Consider the following 18,167-nt stretch of genomic DNA (forward strand, 5'->3'; position numbering starts at 1 on the left):
GGATTTAACGGAACCACCGGGCCAGACACAGGCTGTGTCCCGGCAGGCCAATTGAGAAGGAACCGGATCGATGATCCAGATGCAATCCAATCTTGATGTCGCTGACAACAGCGGCGCCAAGCGCGTCCAGTGCATCAAGGTGCTCGGCGGCTCGAAGCGTCGTTTTGCCAGCGTTGGCGACATCATCGTCGTCTCCGTGAAGGACGCCGCCCCCCGTGGCCGCGTGAAGAAGGGTGACGTTCACCGCGCCGTGATCGTGCGCACCGCCAAGGACGTTCGTCGTCCCGACGGCAGCGTCATTCGCTTCGACGGCAATGCGGCCGTGTTGGTCAACAAGAATGCGGAGCCGATTGGCACGCGTATCTTTGGCCCCGTGGTCCGCGAGCTGCGCGCGAAGAACTTCATGAAGATCATTTCGCTTGCTCCCGAGGTGCTGTGATGAGCGCTGCACGTATCAAGAAGGGTGACACGGTCGTCGTGCTCGCCGGCAAGGACAAGGGCCGTACCGGTTCCGTCCTCCAGGTGATGCCCAAGGATGACAAGGTGCTGGTCGACGGCATCAACGTTCACGCCCGCCACCGCAAGCCCGACCAGGCAAATCCGCAGGGCGGCATCGATCGCAAGCCAGCGCCGCTGCACATTTCCAATGTTGCACTGGCTGTCGACGGCAAGGCCACGCGCGTCCGCTTCGAGGACCGTGACGGCAAGAAGGTCCGCGTCGCGGTTAAGACCGGGGAGGTCATCTGATGGCTGACAAGTACATCCCGCGCTCGCGCAAGCTGTATGACGAGACCATCGTCAAGGCGCTGAGCGAGAAGTTCGGTTACAAGAACCACATGGAAATCCCCCGGATCGAGAAGATCACGCTCAACATGGGCGTGGGCGAGGCGACCCAGGACAAGAAGAAGGTCACCCAGGCCGCCGAGGAAATGGAACTGATTGCCGGCCAGAAGCCGGTCATCACCAAGGCGAAGAAGTCGATCGCGCAGTTCAAGCTGCGTGAAGGCATGCCCATCGGTGCTAAGGTGACCCTGCGTCGCGAGCGCATGTATGAGTTTCTCGATCGTCTCGTGACGATCGCGATGCCCCGCATCCGCGACTTCCGTGGTCTCAACCCGAAGAGCTTCGACGGCCGTGGCAACTATGCTTTCGGCATCAAGGAGCAGATCATCTTCCCCGAGATCAGCTATGACCGCGTCGACAAGGTGCGTGGCATGGACATCATCGTGACCACCACGGCCCGCACGGACGAAGAAGCGCGCGAACTGCTGCGTCTTTTCGGTTTCCCGTTCCCCGCCGAGGCGGAAAAAGAGGCTGCGTGAGCGTGGCCGGATCCAATTTCTAAGGAAGAGAGCTTAAGTCCATGGCGAAACTGAGTTCGATCAACAAGAACGAACGGCGCAAGAAGCTGGTGAAGAAGTACGCCGGCAAATATGCCCGTCTCAAGGCAGTGGCGAATGACACGTCGCTTGATGACAGCGAGCGTCTGATCGCGCGTCTCAAGCTGGCCGAGATCCCCCGCAACGGCAACCCGACCCGGGTGCGCAACCGTTGCGAGCTGACCGGTCGTCCCCGCGCTTACTATCGCAAGTTCCGGCTTTGCCGTGTTCAGCTGCGCGATCTGGCCAACAAGGGCCTGATCCCCGGCGTCACCAAGTCGAGCTGGTAAGGATTAAGAGATGGCACTGACCGATCCCCTGGGTGACCTGCTCACCCGCATCCGCAACGGCCAGCGGGCACGCAAGGACAGCGTGGTTTCGCCCGCGTCCAAGCTGCGTGCGCGTGTGCTCGACGTGCTTCAGCGCGAGGGTTACATCCGCGGCTATTCCGAAGAGCAGGTGGCTGGCCATGATGGCCTGCGCATCGAGCTGAAATATTTTGAAGGCGAGCCGGCGATCAAGCACGTCGCGCGCGTTTCCAAGCCTGGCCGTCGCGTCTATTCGGGCTCCAAGGAGCTTCCGGTGGTACGCAATGGCCTCGGTATCACCATCGTCTCGACGCCCCGTGGCGTGCTCTCGGATGCCGAAGCGCGCGCACAGAATGTCGGCGGCGAAGTGCTGGCGGAGGTGTTCTGATGAGCCGCATCGGCAAGAAGCCGGTCACGATCCCTAGCGGGGTGACGGCCACCATCGAGAACGGTCAGCTTTCCGTGAAGGGCCCGAAGGGCACGCTGGCGCTCCAGATGCGCGACGAGATCAGCTATGAGCTGGAAGACGGTGCGATTTCGATCAAGCCGGCCAACGCCACCAAGGCGGCTCGGGCATTCTGGGGCATGCAGCGCACGCTGGTGCAGAACCTCGTCACGGGCGTGACCGAGGGTTACACCAAGGTGCTCGAGATCACCGGTGTCGGCTATCGTGCCACGGCCCAGGGCAAGAACCTGAAGCTGCAGCTCGGCTACAGCCATGATGTCGATTTCCCGGTTCCGGCCGGGATCGAAATCAAGACCCCCGATAACACCACGGTGGAAATCAGCGGGATCGACAAGCAGCAGGTCGGCCAGGTCGCGGCGGAAATCCGTCGCTGGCGCAAGCCGGAGCCCTATAAGGGCAAGGGTATCAAGTATCGCGGCGAGTTTATCTTCCGCAAAGAAGGCAAGAAGAAGTAAGCCATGGCGAAACTCTCTCTCTTCGATCGTCGCGCCCGGCGCGTGCGTACCGCGATCAAGGCGCGGGCGGGTGGCAAGCCCCGTCTGTCCGTGCACCGTTCCGGCCGGCATATCTATGCGCAGGTCATCGACGACACGCAGGGCAAGACCCTGGCCGCAGCGTCGACCCTGGACAAGGATGTGCGTGGCAAGACCGGCGCCACTTCATCGGCTGCAGCCGATGTCGGCAAGCGCGTCGCCGAGGCTGCCGCCAAGGCCGGCGTTACCAAGGTCGTGTTCGATCGTGGTGGCTTCCTCTTTCATGGTCGCGTGAAAGCGCTGGCCGATGCCGCTCGTGAAGGCGGACTGGAGTTCTGATGATGGCAGACGAAAACACCACCGGTGAGGGCAATCAGCCCGAGGCTGTTCTCGCGCCCGAGACCACGCCCCAGGACGTGACGGGTGTGGCCGCCGAGCCGCAGCAGCAACAGCGCCGTGGCCGTGGCGGCCGCAGCGGTGGCGATCGGGATCGTGGCGGCCGTGGCCGTCGTGACGACCGTCGCGGTCGTGGCGGTGAGGACGACAATGGCGAGGAATTCGTCGAGAAGCTCGTCCACATCAACCGCGTCTCGAAGACCGTGAAGGGCGGCAAGCGCTTCGGCTTTGCGGCACTCGTGGTTGTGGGTGACGGCAAGGGTCGTGCCGGCTTCGGCCATGGCAAGGCTCGTGAGGTTCCTGAGGCGATCAGCAAGGCGACCGCCGCTGCCAAGAAGGCAATGGTTCGCGTTCCGCTCAAGGAAGGCCGCACGCTGCACCATGATGGTCGCGGGCACTTCGGCGCCGGCAAGGTGACCGTTCGTACCGCGCCGGCAGGCACCGGCATCATCGCCGGCGGTCCGATGCGCGCTGTGTTCGAGAGCCTTGGTGTGGCCGACGTGGTGACCAAGTCGGTCGGCACGTCGAACCCGTACAACATGATCCGGGCGACGTTCGCGGCTCTCACCGAGCAGACCAGCCCCAAGTCGGTCGCTCAGCGTCGCGGCAAGAAGGTCGCTGACCTGCTTCGTCGCGGTGGCGCCTCTGCCGAGGTCGCTGCGGCTGACGCCGAAGCGATTGCGGAGTAACTGACATGGCGAAGATCAAGCTGAAGCAGATCGGTTCCCCGATCCGCCGTCCGGCCTCTCAGGAGAAGATCCTGATCGGCCTCGGCCTGGGCAAGATGAACCGTGTCGTCGAGCTCGAGGACACGCCGGAAGTGCGCGGCGCGATCCGCAAGCTGCCGCACATGGTGCAGATCGTCGAAGGCTGAAGCCTTTTACGACCGACATTGAAAACGGAGCGCGTAGCCTTGAGGGTTAGGCGCTCCGTTTTCGTTTGTAGGTAATGCCGAACGCGTACTCGGGAAGGCGGCTCAATGGCCGCGCGGGACGGCCGGGCGGGATGATGTTGCCGGAAGAGCTAGAGCGGATGCAGGTGCACGTGCTTTGACATGCTGGGCCGGCGCGCTGCGGGGCGCGGGCGCCTTGGTCCGGATGCCCAGGGCCAGCGGGCCGACGACGGGCGTCTTGAGCAGAATGAGATGCAGTGCGACAGGGCCGAGCAGCCCCGCGAGAATGCCGACCGGCAGGTGAATCGCGAGCGCGTCGATACCGACTGTGTGGAGCGCCATCCGCGCCCCGGCGGTGGCGAACACATGATAGAGGTAGATGGTAAAGCTGAACTGCCCAACCTTGCGCGCATAGGGGTGGTGTGGCCAGCGGAGCAGAATGAGCAGGCTGACCGACATGCCGAGCAGCAGCGATGAGGCAATGCTCGTGCTCGGAGAGACGCCGAGCATCAGATAATCATAGAAGGCGCCACTGAAGGCGAGCAATGCAGCCAAGGCGGCCAGCGGGACGATCAGCCGCCCATGCTGCGCGATCCATGCCCAGCTTCGATAGACGCACATGCCGAAGATGAAGAAGGGCGCCAGCAGGATCGCTTGCGGCAGTGCGAAAAGCGTCGGGATGGGCGGGGGCCATAAGGCAAGCAGCAAGGCGCCGGCGAACATTGGCCACTGCCCGCGATGATCGAGTGCGATGTCGATCAGGCCGACGACGATGAACAGCGCGAGGATCGCCTGCAAAAACCAGAAGTGCGCATAGGGGAAGATGGCCAGCCCCCACAGGGCTTCGGGCGGGATGCCGAAACGCGAGCCTTGCATGTAGGCAACCGATCCGAACAGGACGGCAGCGATCAGGCCAGGGAGCGCGATCCGCCGCGCCTTGCCGCGCAGAAAGTCGCGCATATGCCCTCGCGTGGGCGGACGCAGGCAGTAGATGAAGCCGGCGACGAAGGCGAAGGCCGGCATCCGGAAGCTGGCGCCCAGATCGACGATGAACCGCGCGGGGTGCCCGTCCTCGATTCGCAGCCCGCTGTCGGTCTGCCCCACGACATGGAAAGCGACCAGCAACACGGTCGCGATAATGCGCAACTCGTCAATGGAGCCGGGCGCGCTCGGGCGCGACTGATCACGAGCGTTAACCATGTAAAGCCCTAAAGCGAATGACTTTTTGAGCCTTCGCACTTGCAAAATTTGTGAATGCCGGGGTGCCGTTTAACCATGAGGCTTGTCACGCCGATAGCGCCGAGCCGTGTTCAGGACGCGAAGGACGGAGATCGGCCGAGACAGATTCTATGGGGTGACAAAGCAAAGTGCGGCGGCTATGGGCCGCACTTTCCACCAGCGCGACAACAGCGAAAGCGAGTGCACTTATGAAGCTGAATGAACTCAAGGATAATGCCGGTTCCCGCAAGGGCCGGATGCGCGTCGGCCGTGGTATCGGTTCGGGCAAGGGCAAGACTGCCGGTCGCGGCCAGAAGGGTGCCAAGGCACGTTCGGGCGTCGCCATTAACGGTTTCGAGGGCGGCCAGATGCCGCTCCACATGCGTCTGCCGAAGCGCGGCTTCAACAACATCTTCCGTAAGGACTATGCGGTCGTGAACCTCGGCATGGTCCAGAAGGCGATCGACGCCGGTAAGCTTGATGCGGCCGCGACCATCGACCAGGCGGCGCTGCGCGCGGCCGGCATTTCGCGCGGCGGCAAGCATGGCGTGCGTCTGCTCGCCAAGGGCGAACTGACCACCAAGGCGAGCTTCGCCGTGGCCGGCGCCTCCAGCGCTGCCATCGAGGCGGTCGAGAAGGCTGGCGGCAAGGTCGAGATTCTCGCCAAGGCTGCACCGGCCGAGGCCGCATAATCTCCTTGATCGGGAGACAGGCCTGACTGTGAGCTTGCATAGCCGACCCCTCCCGCCGATATGGGCGGGTGGGGTCGCTTGCATATGCCGTCATATGGTCAGGCACCGCTATTCGACAGGCGCCGGTCAGACGTCTAAGGGATAAGGCTGTTCGTCCCCCAAATCCTGGGCGAGCATCATTTTTCGGGATTGCAAGCGATCATGGCATCACGCGCCGACCAAATGGCAGCCAATCTGAGCCTCGCTAACTTCGGCCAGGCTACAGAGCTCAAGAAGCGGATCTGGTTCACGGTGGGCGCGCTCATCGTCTTCCGCTTTTTCTCGTTCGTCCCGCTCCCCGGTGTCGATCCGACCGTGCTGGCCCAGCTCTATCAACAGACGCAGGGCGGCATTCTCGACATCTTTAATACCTTCTCCGGCGGCAGCCTGCAGCGCATGAGCCTCATCGCGCTGGGCATCATGCCTTATATTACCGCCTCCATCGTCGTGCAGCTCGGCTCGTCGCTCTCGCCCAAGCTGGCCGCGATCAAGAAGGAAGGCGAAGCAGGGCGCAAGAAGCTCAACCAATACACCCGCTATGGCACGGTCGGCCTCACGGCGATCCAGGGCTATTTCATTGCCGTCGGGCTCGAGGCCTATGGCGCGCAATCCGGGCTGCAGGCCGTGGTCGATCCCGGCATGTTGTTCCGCATCAGCGCGGTCATCTCGCTGATCGGCGGCACGATGTTCCTGCTGTGGCTGGGTGAGCAGATCACCAGCCGCGGCATCGGCAACGGCATCTCGCTGATCATTATGGCTGGCATCGTCGCGCAGTTGCCGGTGACGCTCACCAACCTTTTCGAATCGGGCCGCACCGGCTCGATCTCGGGTCTGGTCATCCTCGGCATCATTATCGTCGGCCTCGGCCTCATCGCGGGCATCTGCTTCGTCGAGCGCGCCCAGCGCCGCGTGCTGATCCAGTATCCCAAGCGCCAGACCAAGCAGGGCGTGATGCAGGCGGACCGCAGCCACCTGCCGCTGAAGATCAACACCGCCGGTGTGATCCCGCCGATCTTCGCCTCGTCGCTGCTGCTGCTGCCGCTCACCATCACGCAGTTCTCCGGTGCAGGTGCCAATGCATCGACCGGCGCGTGGGGCGACTTCGTGCTGTCGATCAACCAGTATCTGTCGCACGGCACGCCGCTCTACATGGCGCTCTACGGCGCAGGCATCATCTTCTTCTGCTTCTTCTACACCGCGGTGGTCTTCAACCCGGAAGAGACGGCGGAGAATCTCAAGCGCAACGGCGGTTTCATTCCGGGCATCCGTCCCGGCAAGAACACCGAGAACTATCTCGATTACGTGCTGACGCGGATCACGGTGATCGGTGCCATCTATCTGGCCCTGGTCTGCCTGATCCCCGAGTTCGCCATCGCCCGTGCCGGGATTCCGTTCTATCTCGGCGGCACGAGCCTGCTCATCGTCGTCAACGTGACCGTGGATACCGTCACGCAGATCCAGAGCCATCTCATCGCCCACCAGTATCGCGACCTCATCAAGAAGGCGCGTCTGAAAGGCCGGATGCGCTGAGCCGGCCGGGGCAACCCGGCCGCAGGCTTATCCTTCTTGTGAATTTTGGGGGAGTGACATGAACATCATCCTGCTGGGACCGCCCGGCGCCGGCAAGGGCACTCAGGCGCAGCGTCTGGTCGCTGCGCGTGGCATGGTTCAGCTCTCGACCGGCGACATGCTGCGGGCGGCGGTGAAGGCCGGCACCCCGGTAGGTCTCAAGGCGAAGGCGGTGATGGATGCCGGCGAGCTCGTCTCGGACGAGATCGTCTCGGGAATCATCGGCGAAGCGCTGGACCAGCTCGCACCGGATGTCGGTGTGATCTTCGATGGCTATCCGCGCACGGCGGCGCAGGCTGAGAGCCTGGACGTGCTGCTGGGCGCGCGCAACCGTCAGCTCGATCATGTCATTGAACTGGCGGTCGACGAGGATGCACTGGTCGACCGGATCACCGGCCGCTTCACTTGCGCAAGCTGCGGTGAAGGCTATCATGATCGGTATAAGACACCAAAGGTCGAGGGCGTTTGCGACCGGTGCGGAAGCACCGAGTTCAAGCGGCGGCCCGATGACAATGAGGAAACGGTGCGCACCCGCATGGCCGAGTATCGCGCGAAAACAGCGCCGATCCTCCCAATTTATGAGGAACGCAACATCGTCAGCCGGGTTGACGGCATGGCGGATATCGATGAGGTGTCGAACGCGATTGTGACCATTCTCGATCGCTGATCCTCCCCTCGTTCGCAAACGAGGCTGGTGCGCTGGGCGCAAATAGGACGGAGCGATAGTGGTGACGGGGATCGAAGCGCGGGTGATAAGCCTTCTGGATGATGGAAGGCGCCGCTACGATCCGGTCAAGCCTGTCATCCGGTCCCATCTCGCGCGCCGCTTCCCTCGCCAGGCCCAGACGCGGATTCTGTTCATCTATGCCGATGACCAGATCGCCTGGCCGCAAATCTACCCTTTCTATCATGACGCGGATCGCTTTGCCCGACAGGGCTATGCGTTCCGCGCCGTGCCCTATCCGGCGGAAAATGCGGAGCATCTGATCAAGGACGCGTCCGCCATCCTGATCCAGTCCTTTTATGTGTTGCCGGATGGCGAGCTCGAGCGCGTATTGGAGCGGGTCAAGTCCGCCAATCCGCACGCGCCGATCACCTATCTCGACTGGTTCGCGCCGACCGATGTCCGCTTTGCCGACCGGGTCGCGGATTATGTCGATCTTTATGCCAAGAAATCGCTGATGCTGGATCGCGATCATTATCGTGTCCCTCAAGCAGCGCATACCAATCTGGCGGCCTATTACAGCGACAAGGCGGGGCTGACTGTGGACGAGCCAAACTGGCGCTGTCGGCCGGACATCGTCGACCGCCTCGTGCTAGCGCCGGCTTTTGCGACCGCGCCGGTGCTGCTCAAGGCGTTCGAACAGCGTCAGGCGATCCCGAGCGGTTCCCGCCCCATCGACGTTCATGCGCGCTTCGCGCTCGCACCTGCGCAGTTACACGCTGAGGGGCGCGTCGACGCGGGTGAGCGCACACATTGGTATGTGATCATGCGCCGCGAGGCCGAGCAGGCCGTGCGAGCCCTCGCTGCGCGCCATCAGGTGGCGTGGCAGGGGCGGGTCGATCGGGCTGCGTTCATGAGCGAGATGGACCAGTCGCAGCTGTGCTTCAGCCCGTTCGGTTTTGGCGAGATCTGCTGGCGCGATCTGGAGGCGGTGCTGACCGGCGCCGTGCTGGTGAAGCCCGACATGAGCCATCTGGAAACCTTCTGCGACATCTACCGCGCCGGGGAAACCTATGTGCCGGTACGCTGGGATCTCTCGGACCTGGAGGATGTCGTCGCGGACTTGCTCAAGCGCCCCGACGAATGCCGGGCCATCGCGGAGCGCGCCTTCGCGGCAATCAAGCGCCATCTTGATGGCCCCAAGCTCGAAATGCTGCTGCAGCGATTGACGGCAGGGACCGCCTCGGCCGGCTAAGCCTTCGTCTTATCGCTCGGATAGTCCGGGCTGGGGCCTTTTGAACCGTCCCAGCTTGCGCAGGACGCCGCTAAAGATTGCGATCAGATCCGTTTCCGGTCCTACAGGCCGTCCGCGCAGGATCCATAGCCCCAGATGGCAGGCGATGTAAGCCACCCCGCCGACCGCAATCGTCGCCAGCAGGCCGGACACGCTGTGCGCGATATGGGTGGGCAAGGCCATCTTGAAGGCGATCACTCCTGCGCACATGCCGCCCACGGCGACAAAGGTGCGCGCGCAGCCGAGAAACTGACGGCGGATGCTGACATGCACGATCTGTTTGGCGAGCAGCATGTTGAGCAGGACAGAGGCAAGGGTGGACAGCACGCGCGCCCCGAGCAGCCCCGTTATGCCGAACAGCAGAAGCCCGGTGATGATAAGCGGCACGCGGAATGCAAAGGTCATGAGATCGCGCACGAACAGCGCGCGGGTCGCGCCCATGGCCATCGCAAGCGGCGCGGTGGCGGTGACCAGATTCTCGAACGCGAAGGTAAAGGCCAGCACCTGCATAATCGGGATAATCTCGATCCATTTCGGGCCGAGCAACACATGAACGAACATGTCGGCAACCAGGCCGAAGCCGGCGCCGGCCGGCACGCAGACGGCGAAAATGACGGTCAGGGTGCGCTGATAGGCCGCAGCGAGCCGGGCGGGATCGTGCCGTACCGCGGTGAGGCCGGGAAATAGCAGTCGGATGAGCGGCGTTGAGAGCTCGCGCGTGGGCATCCGCGCCTTCTCATCGGCGTAGCTATAGAAGCCCACCTCGCGCTGCCCCAGAACACCGCCCAGCACGAGACTGTCGATGCGCGCGTTGACGGTCGTCAGCACGGAACTGAAGGTCATCCAGATCGAGAAGGACCAGATCTCGCGCACCTTCGAGAGCCTGAGGCGCGGCAGATAGGGCGCATAGAGATGCGTGACCACCACGCTGAGGAACTGCATCAACACAATCGGGATCACGATCGCCCAATAGGTTTGGTACAGATAGGCGATCACGACCGAAGCGGTAACGGCCGCCACGCGCGTTACGACCCCGGCGATCGCGTCCGGTGCGAAGGAGAGCTGCTTCTGGATCATCGGCCAGCGGGCACTGTAGAAGCCGCTGATGAAGGCCTGCCCCGCAAGCGCAAGCATGATCGGCGCCAGGCGACTGTCGTCATACATGGCCGCGACCGGCCAGGCTGCCCCGGCCAGCAGCAGCGTGAGCATCATCGCACGAATGAAACCCAGCGTGAACGCGCTGTGGAAGTGATCGTCCTCGATATCGTTGATCTGGATGAGCGCCTCGGATAGCGGCATGGAGGTCAAGGCCGTTACGACCGCGCTGACCCCCAGTGCAATGGCGACCAGGCCGAAGTCTTCCGGCATCAGCAGGCGCGCCAGCACGATCGACGAGGCGAATGACACTGCGTTGATGATGACCTGCGAGGTCATCACCCAGCCGGCCCCCTTCACGAGTCGCGTGGTCACCGAGGATGTGGGAGCGCTTTGGGACATGAAAAGGGGGCTCTGATTCGGAAACGGGCGACAGGGCGGCGGGCCGGAAGGCTCATAAGAACCCGGCAGGGGTTTTGATACTGTTAAAGAGGCGGTCCGTTCCGGCCTGCCGTTGACAGGGCACGAGCGTTGCAGTAACGACCACCGTTCCCAATGCGACGAGGTCAACGGCAGCGCGAGCGAGCGCTCGCCGCGCTTTGCGCGTCCGGGTTCAACGCTACGAGATAGGATGCCCGCCAGAGCATCCTGTGGAGCAGGAGGATATATGGCACGTATTGCGGGGGTCAACATCCCGACCAACAAGCGCGTGATCATCGCGCTGACCTACATCCATGGCATCGGTCCCCGGACCGCCGTGGGCATCGCCGACAAGCTCGGCATCGATCACAGCCGCCGGGTTCAGGACCTGACCGACGCGGAAGTGCTGCAGATCCGTGAAACGATCGACGCCGACCTGACGGTCGAGGGCGATCTGCGTCGCGAAACCGCGATGAACATTAAGCGCCTGATGGATCTGGCCTGCTATCGCGGCCTGCGTCATCGCAAGGGCCTGCCGGTCCGTGGCCAGCGCACGCATACCAATGCGCGCACCCGCAAGGGCAAGGCCAAGCCGATCGCCGGCAAGAAGAAGTAACGCAAGGCCGGATGGCGCGATGCTGGCATGGCTGCGGCCATGCCATCGCGAGCCGCCCGGCGCCGGAGCGATCCGGCTTCTTCTGTTCCGCCGGGCGCATGTGCTGAGACATCGCATCCGCACCCGCCAGAACAGTCCGGACCAGACGTCCTCCGCCGTAGCAGGCCCGCCCCGATAGAGGCGCGCCAGACCCGGCAAGGCCCGCAAGGGCAGGGACGTGCAGGGGCAAGGCGCGACCACCGGACCATCCGGTTCCTCGCTCCCCGCCCCGGCAGCGTGCTAGCGCTCAGGTTCTGGTCCCGCATGGGATCGCTTCTTTCGACGGGCCTGCCGATCATCGGCGTCCGAAGCGGAATGGGTGATCGGCACGGGGGCCGGCAAAGGGACAGTTCTCCCGGGGCGGACAGGCATGGCAGGGTGTGTGCGACGCAGGAATTGCGAAACAGGCGCAGGCACCGGTTCAACCAGTTTCGAGTAGGAAAGTTAGTCAGATGGCACGGGAACCCCAGCGGCTTCGCAGGCGCGAGCGCAAGAATATCTCGGCAGGCGTCGCGCATGTGAACGCCAGCTTCAACAACACCATGATCACCATCACCGATGCGCAGGGCAATGCGATCAGCTGGTCCAGCGCCGGCATGATGGGCTTCAAGGGCAGCCGCAAGTCGACGCCTTATGCCGCGCAGGTCTGCGCCGAAGACGCCGGCCGCAAGGCCGCCGAGCATGGCGTGCGCACCCTTGAGGTGGAAGTCAAAGGCCCGGGTTCGGGTCGCGAATCGGCTCTGCGCGCTTTGCAGGCCGTCGGTTTTACCATCACGTCCATCCGTGACGTCACGCCGATCCCGCACAATGGCGTGCGGCCGAGCAAGCGCCGCCGCGTCTGATTCGGCCCGACGAGCAGGGCGGGGGTTTCTTTGCGGAAACCCCATCCCTGCCCGACCATTCCTTCTAAGGCCGGGGCCGGATCGCAGCTGCACTCCACCGTCCTCCGCCCAACTCCCAGGGGAAATACATGACTGTCAACATCCGGAACTGGCAGGAATTGAAGAAGCCCAATGGCCTCGAGATCAAGGCCGGGGGCGACCCGAAACGCCGCGCGACCTTCGTCGCCGAGCCGCTTGAGCGCGGCTTTGGCCTGACGCTGGGCAACGCGCTTCGCCGCGTGTTGCTCTCCTCGTTGCAGGGCGCCGCCGTCACCGCGATAAAGATCGAGAACGTGCTTCACGAATTCTCGAGCCTCGCCGGTGTGCGCGAAGACGTGACCGACATCGTGCTCAACGTGAAGCAGATCGCGCTCAAGATGGAGGGTGAAGGCCCCCGCCGTCTTCAGCTCAGCGCCACCGGCCCGACGACCGTCACCGCCGGTGACATCGTGGTGACCGGCGACATGGCCGTGATGAACAGCGATCTGGTGATCTGCCATCTGGACGAAGGCGCCAGCTTCAACATGGAGCTGACCGTCGACACCGGAAAGGGCTATGTGCCTGCCGTGAACAACCGCCCGGCCGACGCGCCGATCGGCCTCATCCCGGTGGATGCGCTCTACTCGCCCGTGCGCCAGGTGGCGTACAAGGTCGAGAACGCCCGTATCGGCCAGGAGCTGGACTATGACCGGCTCAACCTGACGGTCGAGACGGACGGCACCGTCAGCCCCGAGGACGCCGTGGCCTATGCCGCGCGCATCCTGCAGGACCAGCTGCAGCTCTTCGTCCACTTCGAGGACGCGCTGCCGACCGCCGGCCCGAGCACGGGTGCAGGCGCCGGTGCCGCTGCCGACGAAGGCGAGGGCGATGCCAACCAGATCAACCGCTATCTGCTCAAGAAGGTGGACGAGCTGGAGCTTTCGGTCCGTTCGGCCAACTGCCTCAAGAACGATAACATCATCTATATCGGCGACCTCGTCCAGAAGACCGAGGCCGAGATGCTCCGCACGCCGAACTTCGGCCGCAAGAGCCTCAACGAGATCAAGGAAGTGCTCTCCAGCATGGGCCTGCGCCTCGGGATGGACATCCCGGGCTGGCCGCCGGAGAACATCGAAGAGATCGCCAAGAAGCTCGAGCAGGAACTGCTGGGCTGATCGGGCTACACCCGAGAAATCATGAAAGGCTCCGCCGAAAGGCGGGGCCTTTTTTATTCGTGCATTGAATTAGTGAGAAGGGCCTGCATTCAGGCAGCCAGCAGCAGCTCGATCCGTTCAACCTGAGAAGCGAACTCGAAGCACAGTTGATCGCGCTCGTCATCCGGCAGCCAGCGCGCCATCTGTGGAAACACAACCTTATGATAAAGGAATGTGCGGGCGTCCCAAGGGGCTATATCCTTGGCAGACCGTGCTATCTCCAGAATTTCCGTCAGTTCCGCGCGAACCTGATCGCGGTCCGGTTCGTAAGAAACTGGCTGGCCGGCGTCTCCCATGTCGAAGCCAAGTTGTCTGGGGCCGCTGTCGAAAAGATCATTCACGCAAACCACCATTCATCGATTGCCGGACCAGTGGCCCTGATGCAAAGATACTAGTCAAGGGGACCTATGACGCAAGCTGAACGCATCAAAAAAGCTGTGGGTGAATTCGGTGTAGCAGCCAAGGCCAAGCTCAATCAGGGAGGTCAGCCGGAGGACCAGCTGCGCAATCCCATCGAGCAATTGTTCGCGGCTCTGTCAGCCGAATGCGGGCTTGCTAAGGGTGCGCTGGCGCTGATCGGTGAGAAATCCCTTTCGGATTTGCGTACCCGTCCCGATTTCGCTGTTCAGATCAACAAGGCGCTGATCGGATTCATCGAGGTCAAGGCCCCCGACAAGGGCGCCGATCCACGCAAGTTCAGAGACAAGCACGACAAGGAGCAATGGGACAAGCTCAAGTCGCTACCCAACCTTCTCTATATGAATGGCCACGCCCTTTCGCTCTGGCGGAACGGCCAACTGGTTGGCGAAATCGTCAGGCTCGATGGCGACATCGAAACCTCAGGTTCTGCGCTCGCGGCGCCTTTGTCCTTGCTTCCACTCATTCAGGATTTTCTGAGTTGGCAGCCGCTGCCGCCCCGAGGCCCAAAGGAACTCGCGATAACCGCTGCCCGGCTTTGCCGCTATTTGCGCGACGAGGTGATCGAACAACTCGGCGTCAAGAATGCAAGATTATCTGATCTCAAGGAGGACTGGAAAGCGCTGCTCTTCCCTGATGCCGACGATGCGAAATTTGCCGACGGTTATGCGCAGGCCGTCACTTTCGGCCTGCTCATGGCCAAGTCGCGAAAGATTAAACTGGCTAACGGGCTGGACGACGTTGCCAAAGCGCTGGGCAAGACGGACACGTTGATCGGCACGGCGCTGCGCCTGTTGACCGAGCAGGACCTTTCCCTCGGCCCTTCGCTCGACACGATGGTGCGCGTGCTCGACGTGGTCGACTGGGCCGTGATTGCCAAGGGCGATGCGGAAGCCTGGCTGTATTTCTACGAGGACTTCCTCGAAGTCTATGACAACCGCCTGCGCAGGTTGACCGGCTCCTATTACACCCCGCCGCAGGTGGTGCAGACCATGGTCCGGCTGTGCGACGAAGCCCTGCGATCCTCCCAGCGGTTCGGGGTTGCAGAGGGTCTGGCCAGCCAGCAGGTCCATGTCGTCGATCCCGCGATGGGGTCGGGCACCTATCTGCTCGCAATCTTGCGGGCCATTGCCGAAAGCGTGGAGAAGAGCGAAGGCGACGGCGCGATTCCCGACGCCATCAGCGCGGCGGCCAAACGCATCTATGGGTTTGAACTGCAATTCGGCGCCTATGCGGTGGCGGAGCTTCGCCTGCTTGCGGAAATGATCGCGCTGGAGGCGATTGGGACGCCGGGCCTGTTCGTGACCGATACACTCAGCGACCCCTATGCCGATGTCGAATCTGGACAGGGCATTTACCGGGAAATCTCCCGCTCACGGGAGGCCGCCAACAAGGTCAAGCGTGAGCAGCCGATCACGGTGGTGATCGGTAATCCTCCCTATAAGGAGAAAGCCAAAGGCAAAGGCAGCTGGATCGAGAATGGCGGCAATCGCGCAGCCCCGTTCAAAGACTGGGTGCCGCCAGCCAGCTGGAAAGTCGGCACCCACGCCAAGCATCTGCGCAATCTCTACGTCTATTTCTGGCGCTGGGCAGCATGGAAGGTGTTTGAGCAGGGCGCGGGCGGGCGAGACAGGCAGCCTCCGGTCGAGGAAAAGCTTGCCGGCATGGTGTGCTACATCACGGTCGCCGGCTTTCTGAACGGTCCCGGCTTCCAGAAGATGCGCAGCGATCTGCGCCGCGACTGCGACGAGATCTGGGTGATCGATTGTTCACCCGAGGGGCATCAGCCGGAAGTGGCGACGCGCATTTTTCAGGGCGTGCAGCATCCGGTCTGCATCGTATTGGCTTCCCGCTCGCCCGCGAACGATCCGGCGAAGCCCGCACGGGTCCGCTTCCGCGCCCTGCGCAAGGGGCGGCGGGACGAGAAGTTCAAGGAACTGGAGGCGCTCACGCTCGAGAGCAAGGGATGGAGCGATTGTCCACAGGACTGGCGCGCGCCCTTCCTGCCGGATCATGCCGGAGGATGGGGCGACTTTGCGGCGCTTGACGCGGTACTCGGCGATTGCGGATCGGGCGTGATGCCGGGACGGACGTGGATCATCGCGCCGGATGCCGAGTCGCTTGAGGCCCGTTGGGCGAGGCTCATTGAAGAAAAATCTTCGGAAGAGCGGGCGAAGCTCTTTCATCCGCACGAGGGCGGCGACAAGACAATGAGCAAAGCGAGTACGAAAGGACTCGCCGGCCATCATGGCGCATTGAGGTCTATCGAAGCGCTTTTGGCTGAGACAAAACACAATGCGACGAAAGCCCAGGCAGAGCAGCAGCTGCAAATTATCCAGCCAATGCATTACGGCTTTCGGTCATTCGATCGGCAGTGGATCATTCCGGACAATCGTCTGATCAACCGTGCCAACCCGAGCTTGTGGAACGCTTTTGGCGGCCAGCAGGCGTATCTGACCGCCCTCACCCGCACTGCTCCCAAAAATGGTCCGTCATTGACTGTCACCTCGAACGTTCCCGATCTGGATCATTATCGCGGTTCATTTGGCGGTCGCGTCTTCGCGCTCTGGAAAGATGCGGCGGCAGCAGAAAGCAATGTCTCGCCGCAACTGCTGGCGATCCTCGCGAAAACCTACGGTACGGCAGTCGATCCGGCTGACGTCTTTGCCTATGTCGTCGCGCTCCTTGCTCATCCCGCATTTGTCGAGACGTTCAGGGCCGACCTGATCCGCCCCGGCCTGCGTGTGCCGATGACCGCCGACGCGGCCTTGTTCGCGCAGGCGGCGGCGCTGGGGCGCGAGGTGATCTGGCTGCATACATTCGGCGAGCGCTTTGCCGATGCGGATGCGGGACGCCCGGCTGGGCCGCCGCGCGTCGCGGTCAATCCGCCGATGGTCCCGAAGGAGGGCCGTATTCCGCCCACGCCCGAAGGGTTTCCGGACACTCTCGACTATGATGCGGGCAAGCGCCGGCTGCGCGTGGGCGGCGGGTTCATCGACAATGTGAGTCCGCAGGTCTGGGCTTATGAAGTCTCCGGCAAGCAGGTGCTGCGCCAGTGGTTCAGCTATCGCCGCAAGAACCGCGAGCGGCCGCAGATCGGCGACAAGCGTCCGCCTTCGCCGCTGGGCGACATTCAGCCAGACCACTGGCTCCACGAATATACCAGCGAACTCATCAACGTGCTCAACGTGTTGACGCTGCTTGTGGAGCTGGAACCGAAGCAGGCTGCCCTGCTCAAGCGCGTGTGCGATGGACCGCTGATCCCGGCCGGCAAGCTGGCGCCCTGAGGGGGGCGACCCGAAACGCCGCGCGACCTTGGTCGCCGAGCCGCTTGAGCGCGGCTTCGGCCTGACGCTGTGCGACACGCTTTCCCTTGACTCTTCGCCCCCAACCCGCTTTAGGGCGGCGCTTCAAGTCCTTCTTGCAGGAGGCCGGGTTTTGGCGGTGCCCGTTATGCATCGCCTGGTACGGGGTGCCTTGCACGGCCCCATAACGAACGAAGGACTGGACTCATGCGTCACAGATATGGCGGCCGCAAGCTGCAGCGTACTTCCGCTCACCGCACCGCGATGTTCCGCAACATGGCGGCCGCGCTCATCAAGCACGAGCAGATCAAGACCACGCTGCCCAAGGCCAAGGAACTGCGCCCCTATGTCGAGAAGCTGATCACGCTCGCCAAGCGTGGTGGCCTCTCCAACCGTCGTCTGGCCCATGCCCGCCTGCTCGACGACACGCAGCTCACCAAGCTGTTCGACGTGCTGGCCGAGCGCTACAAGGATCGCGCCGGCGGCTATACCCGCATCATCAAGGCGGACATCCGCGCGTCGGACGCCGTGCAGATGGCGATCATCGAACTGGTCGACCGCGACGAGAGCGCCAAGGGCCAGGACAGCGGCCCGGTGCAGACCGCTGATGAGGACGAGCTGGAAGCCGCCTGAGGCCGCCACAGCCCGGCCTGACCGGACCAAGCATTTAAAAGGCCCCGCTGGCACGACCGGCGGGGCTTTTTGCTGTCTGCTGACATGGAGCCGGAGGAGACGGCGAACCCGACGATGCCGTGAGCGCGCGGGGCCGCATCCCCGTCCCGCGGCGAAGCCTCTCCGCCATGTCCCTATC

21 protein-coding genes are annotated in these 18,167 nt (G+C 63.1%); 18 read left to right on the top strand and 3 right to left on the bottom strand.

Features of this window, described 5'->3' with window-relative positions:
- Positions 1-70 precede the first annotated feature (70 nt).
- The 9 genes from rplN to rpmD are packed head-to-tail and all read left to right on the top strand — an operon-like array spanning position 71 to position 3,896.
- Positions 71-439 carry a 50S ribosomal protein L14 gene (rplN, locus tag M2335_RS02305; RefSeq protein ID WP_014077869.1) on the top strand — a complete coding sequence of 123 codons (369 nt, stop codon included), beginning with the start codon at positions 71-73 and terminating at the stop codon, positions 437-439.
- Positions 439-747 carry a 50S ribosomal protein L24 gene (rplX, locus tag M2335_RS02310; protein WP_181561260.1) on the top strand — a complete coding sequence of 103 codons (309 nt, stop codon included), beginning with the start codon at positions 439-441 and terminating at the stop codon, positions 745-747. The genes rplN and rplX overlap by 1 nt, the downstream gene beginning before the upstream one ends.
- On the top strand, positions 747-1,322 hold the full coding sequence (gene rplE / locus M2335_RS02315) for a 50S ribosomal protein L5 (protein ID WP_181561261.1): 576 nt from the start codon (positions 747-749) through the stop codon (positions 1,320-1,322). The genes rplX and rplE overlap by 1 nt, the downstream gene beginning before the upstream one ends.
- Before the next feature lie 41 nt (positions 1,323-1,363).
- Positions 1,364-1,669, top strand: a complete 306-nt coding sequence (rpsN, locus tag M2335_RS02320) for a 30S ribosomal protein S14 (protein WP_181561262.1) — start codon at positions 1,364-1,366, stop codon at positions 1,667-1,669.
- A 10-nt stretch (positions 1,670-1,679) separates the two neighbouring features.
- Positions 1,680-2,075, top strand: coding sequence for a 30S ribosomal protein S8 (rpsH, locus tag M2335_RS02325; protein ID WP_181561263.1), 396 nt, complete (start codon positions 1,680-1,682; stop codon positions 2,073-2,075).
- On the top strand, positions 2,075-2,608 hold the full coding sequence (rplF, locus tag M2335_RS02330) for a 50S ribosomal protein L6 (RefSeq protein ID WP_181561264.1): 534 nt from the start codon (positions 2,075-2,077) through the stop codon (positions 2,606-2,608). Before rpsH ends, rplF begins: the two co-directional genes overlap by 1 nt.
- A 3-nt stretch (positions 2,609-2,611) precedes the next feature.
- A complete protein-coding gene (gene rplR, locus M2335_RS02335) occupies positions 2,612-2,965 on the top strand; it encodes a 50S ribosomal protein L18 (RefSeq protein WP_181561265.1) in 354 nt (117 codons plus the stop codon).
- 2 nt (positions 2,966-2,967) lie between these two features.
- Positions 2,968-3,711 (top strand): 30S ribosomal protein S5, encoded by a 744-nt coding sequence (rpsE, locus tag M2335_RS02340; RefSeq protein ID WP_264572349.1) that lies wholly within the window; start codon positions 2,968-2,970, stop codon positions 3,709-3,711.
- 5 nt (positions 3,712-3,716) lie between these two features.
- A complete protein-coding gene (rpmD, locus tag M2335_RS02345; protein ID WP_181561266.1) occupies positions 3,717-3,896 on the top strand; it encodes a 50S ribosomal protein L30 in 180 nt (59 codons plus the stop codon).
- A 102-nt stretch (positions 3,897-3,998) separates the two neighbouring features.
- Here the strand turns inward: rpmD and M2335_RS02350 are convergent, their stop codons facing one another.
- Entirely contained in the window at positions 3,999-5,114 is a 1,116-nt protein-coding gene (locus tag M2335_RS02350) for an acyltransferase family protein (RefSeq protein ID WP_264593643.1), read from the bottom strand.
- A gap of 227 nt (positions 5,115-5,341) precedes the next feature.
- On the opposite strand from M2335_RS02350, the gene rplO reads away from it, so the two are divergent.
- From rplO to M2335_RS02370, 4 genes are all read left to right on the top strand, one after another.
- Positions 5,342-5,824 (top strand): 50S ribosomal protein L15, encoded by a 483-nt coding sequence (rplO, locus tag M2335_RS02355; protein ID WP_264577175.1) that lies wholly within the window; start codon positions 5,342-5,344, stop codon positions 5,822-5,824.
- 201 nt (positions 5,825-6,025) lie between these two features.
- Positions 6,026-7,393: a preprotein translocase subunit SecY gene (secY, locus tag M2335_RS02360; RefSeq protein WP_181558375.1), complete on the top strand. Its 1,368-nt coding sequence runs from the start codon at positions 6,026-6,028 to the stop codon at positions 7,391-7,393.
- A 58-nt stretch (positions 7,394-7,451) separates the two neighbouring features.
- A complete protein-coding gene (locus M2335_RS02365; protein WP_181558376.1) occupies positions 7,452-8,099 on the top strand; it encodes an adenylate kinase in 648 nt (215 codons plus the stop codon).
- A 61-nt stretch (positions 8,100-8,160) separates the two neighbouring features.
- Positions 8,161-9,351 (top strand): glycosyltransferase, encoded by a 1,191-nt coding sequence (locus tag M2335_RS02370; RefSeq protein ID WP_264593644.1) that lies wholly within the window; start codon positions 8,161-8,163, stop codon positions 9,349-9,351.
- A 9-nt stretch (positions 9,352-9,360) separates the two neighbouring features.
- Here M2335_RS02370 and M2335_RS02375 read toward each other — a convergent pair whose 3' ends face one another.
- A complete protein-coding gene (locus tag M2335_RS02375) occupies positions 9,361-10,887 on the bottom strand; it encodes a lipopolysaccharide biosynthesis protein (protein ID WP_264593645.1) in 1,527 nt (508 codons plus the stop codon).
- 265 nt (positions 10,888-11,152) lie between these two features.
- Between M2335_RS02375 and rpsM the strand changes: the two genes are divergently transcribed.
- The 3 genes from rpsM to M2335_RS02390 all read left to right on the top strand — a co-directional run bounded on the left by rpsM (position 11,153) and on the right by M2335_RS02390 (position 13,595).
- On the top strand, positions 11,153-11,521 hold the full coding sequence (gene rpsM, locus M2335_RS02380) for a 30S ribosomal protein S13 (protein WP_181558379.1): 369 nt from the start codon (positions 11,153-11,155) through the stop codon (positions 11,519-11,521).
- Positions 11,522-12,012: 491 nt separating this feature from the next.
- Positions 12,013-12,402 (top strand): 30S ribosomal protein S11, encoded by a 390-nt coding sequence (gene rpsK / locus M2335_RS02385; protein WP_014077853.1) that lies wholly within the window; start codon positions 12,013-12,015, stop codon positions 12,400-12,402.
- A gap of 128 nt (positions 12,403-12,530) precedes the next feature.
- A complete protein-coding gene (locus M2335_RS02390) occupies positions 12,531-13,595 on the top strand; it encodes a DNA-directed RNA polymerase subunit alpha (protein ID WP_181558380.1) in 1,065 nt (354 codons plus the stop codon).
- An 89-nt stretch (positions 13,596-13,684) separates the two neighbouring features.
- On the opposite strand, the gene M2335_RS02395 is transcribed toward M2335_RS02390, so the two are convergent.
- Positions 13,685-13,975, bottom strand: coding sequence for a hypothetical protein (locus M2335_RS02395; protein ID WP_264593646.1), 291 nt, complete (start codon positions 13,973-13,975; stop codon positions 13,685-13,687).
- A gap of 66 nt (positions 13,976-14,041) precedes the next feature.
- Between M2335_RS02395 and M2335_RS02400 the strand changes: the two genes are divergently transcribed.
- Together M2335_RS02400 and rplQ are read left to right on the top strand one after the other, a co-directional pair.
- Entirely contained in the window at positions 14,042-17,338 is a 3,297-nt protein-coding gene (locus M2335_RS02400) for a type ISP restriction/modification enzyme (RefSeq protein ID WP_264593647.1), read from the top strand.
- Between the two features lie 225 nt (positions 17,339-17,563).
- Positions 17,564-17,989, top strand: a complete 426-nt coding sequence (gene rplQ, locus M2335_RS02405; protein ID WP_264571794.1) for a 50S ribosomal protein L17 — start codon at positions 17,564-17,566, stop codon at positions 17,987-17,989.
- Positions 17,990-18,167 lie beyond the last annotated feature (178 nt).

The organism is Sphingobium sp. B12D2B, assembly GCF_025961775.1.
Taxonomy (GTDB): domain Bacteria; phylum Pseudomonadota; class Alphaproteobacteria; order Sphingomonadales; family Sphingomonadaceae; genus Sphingobium.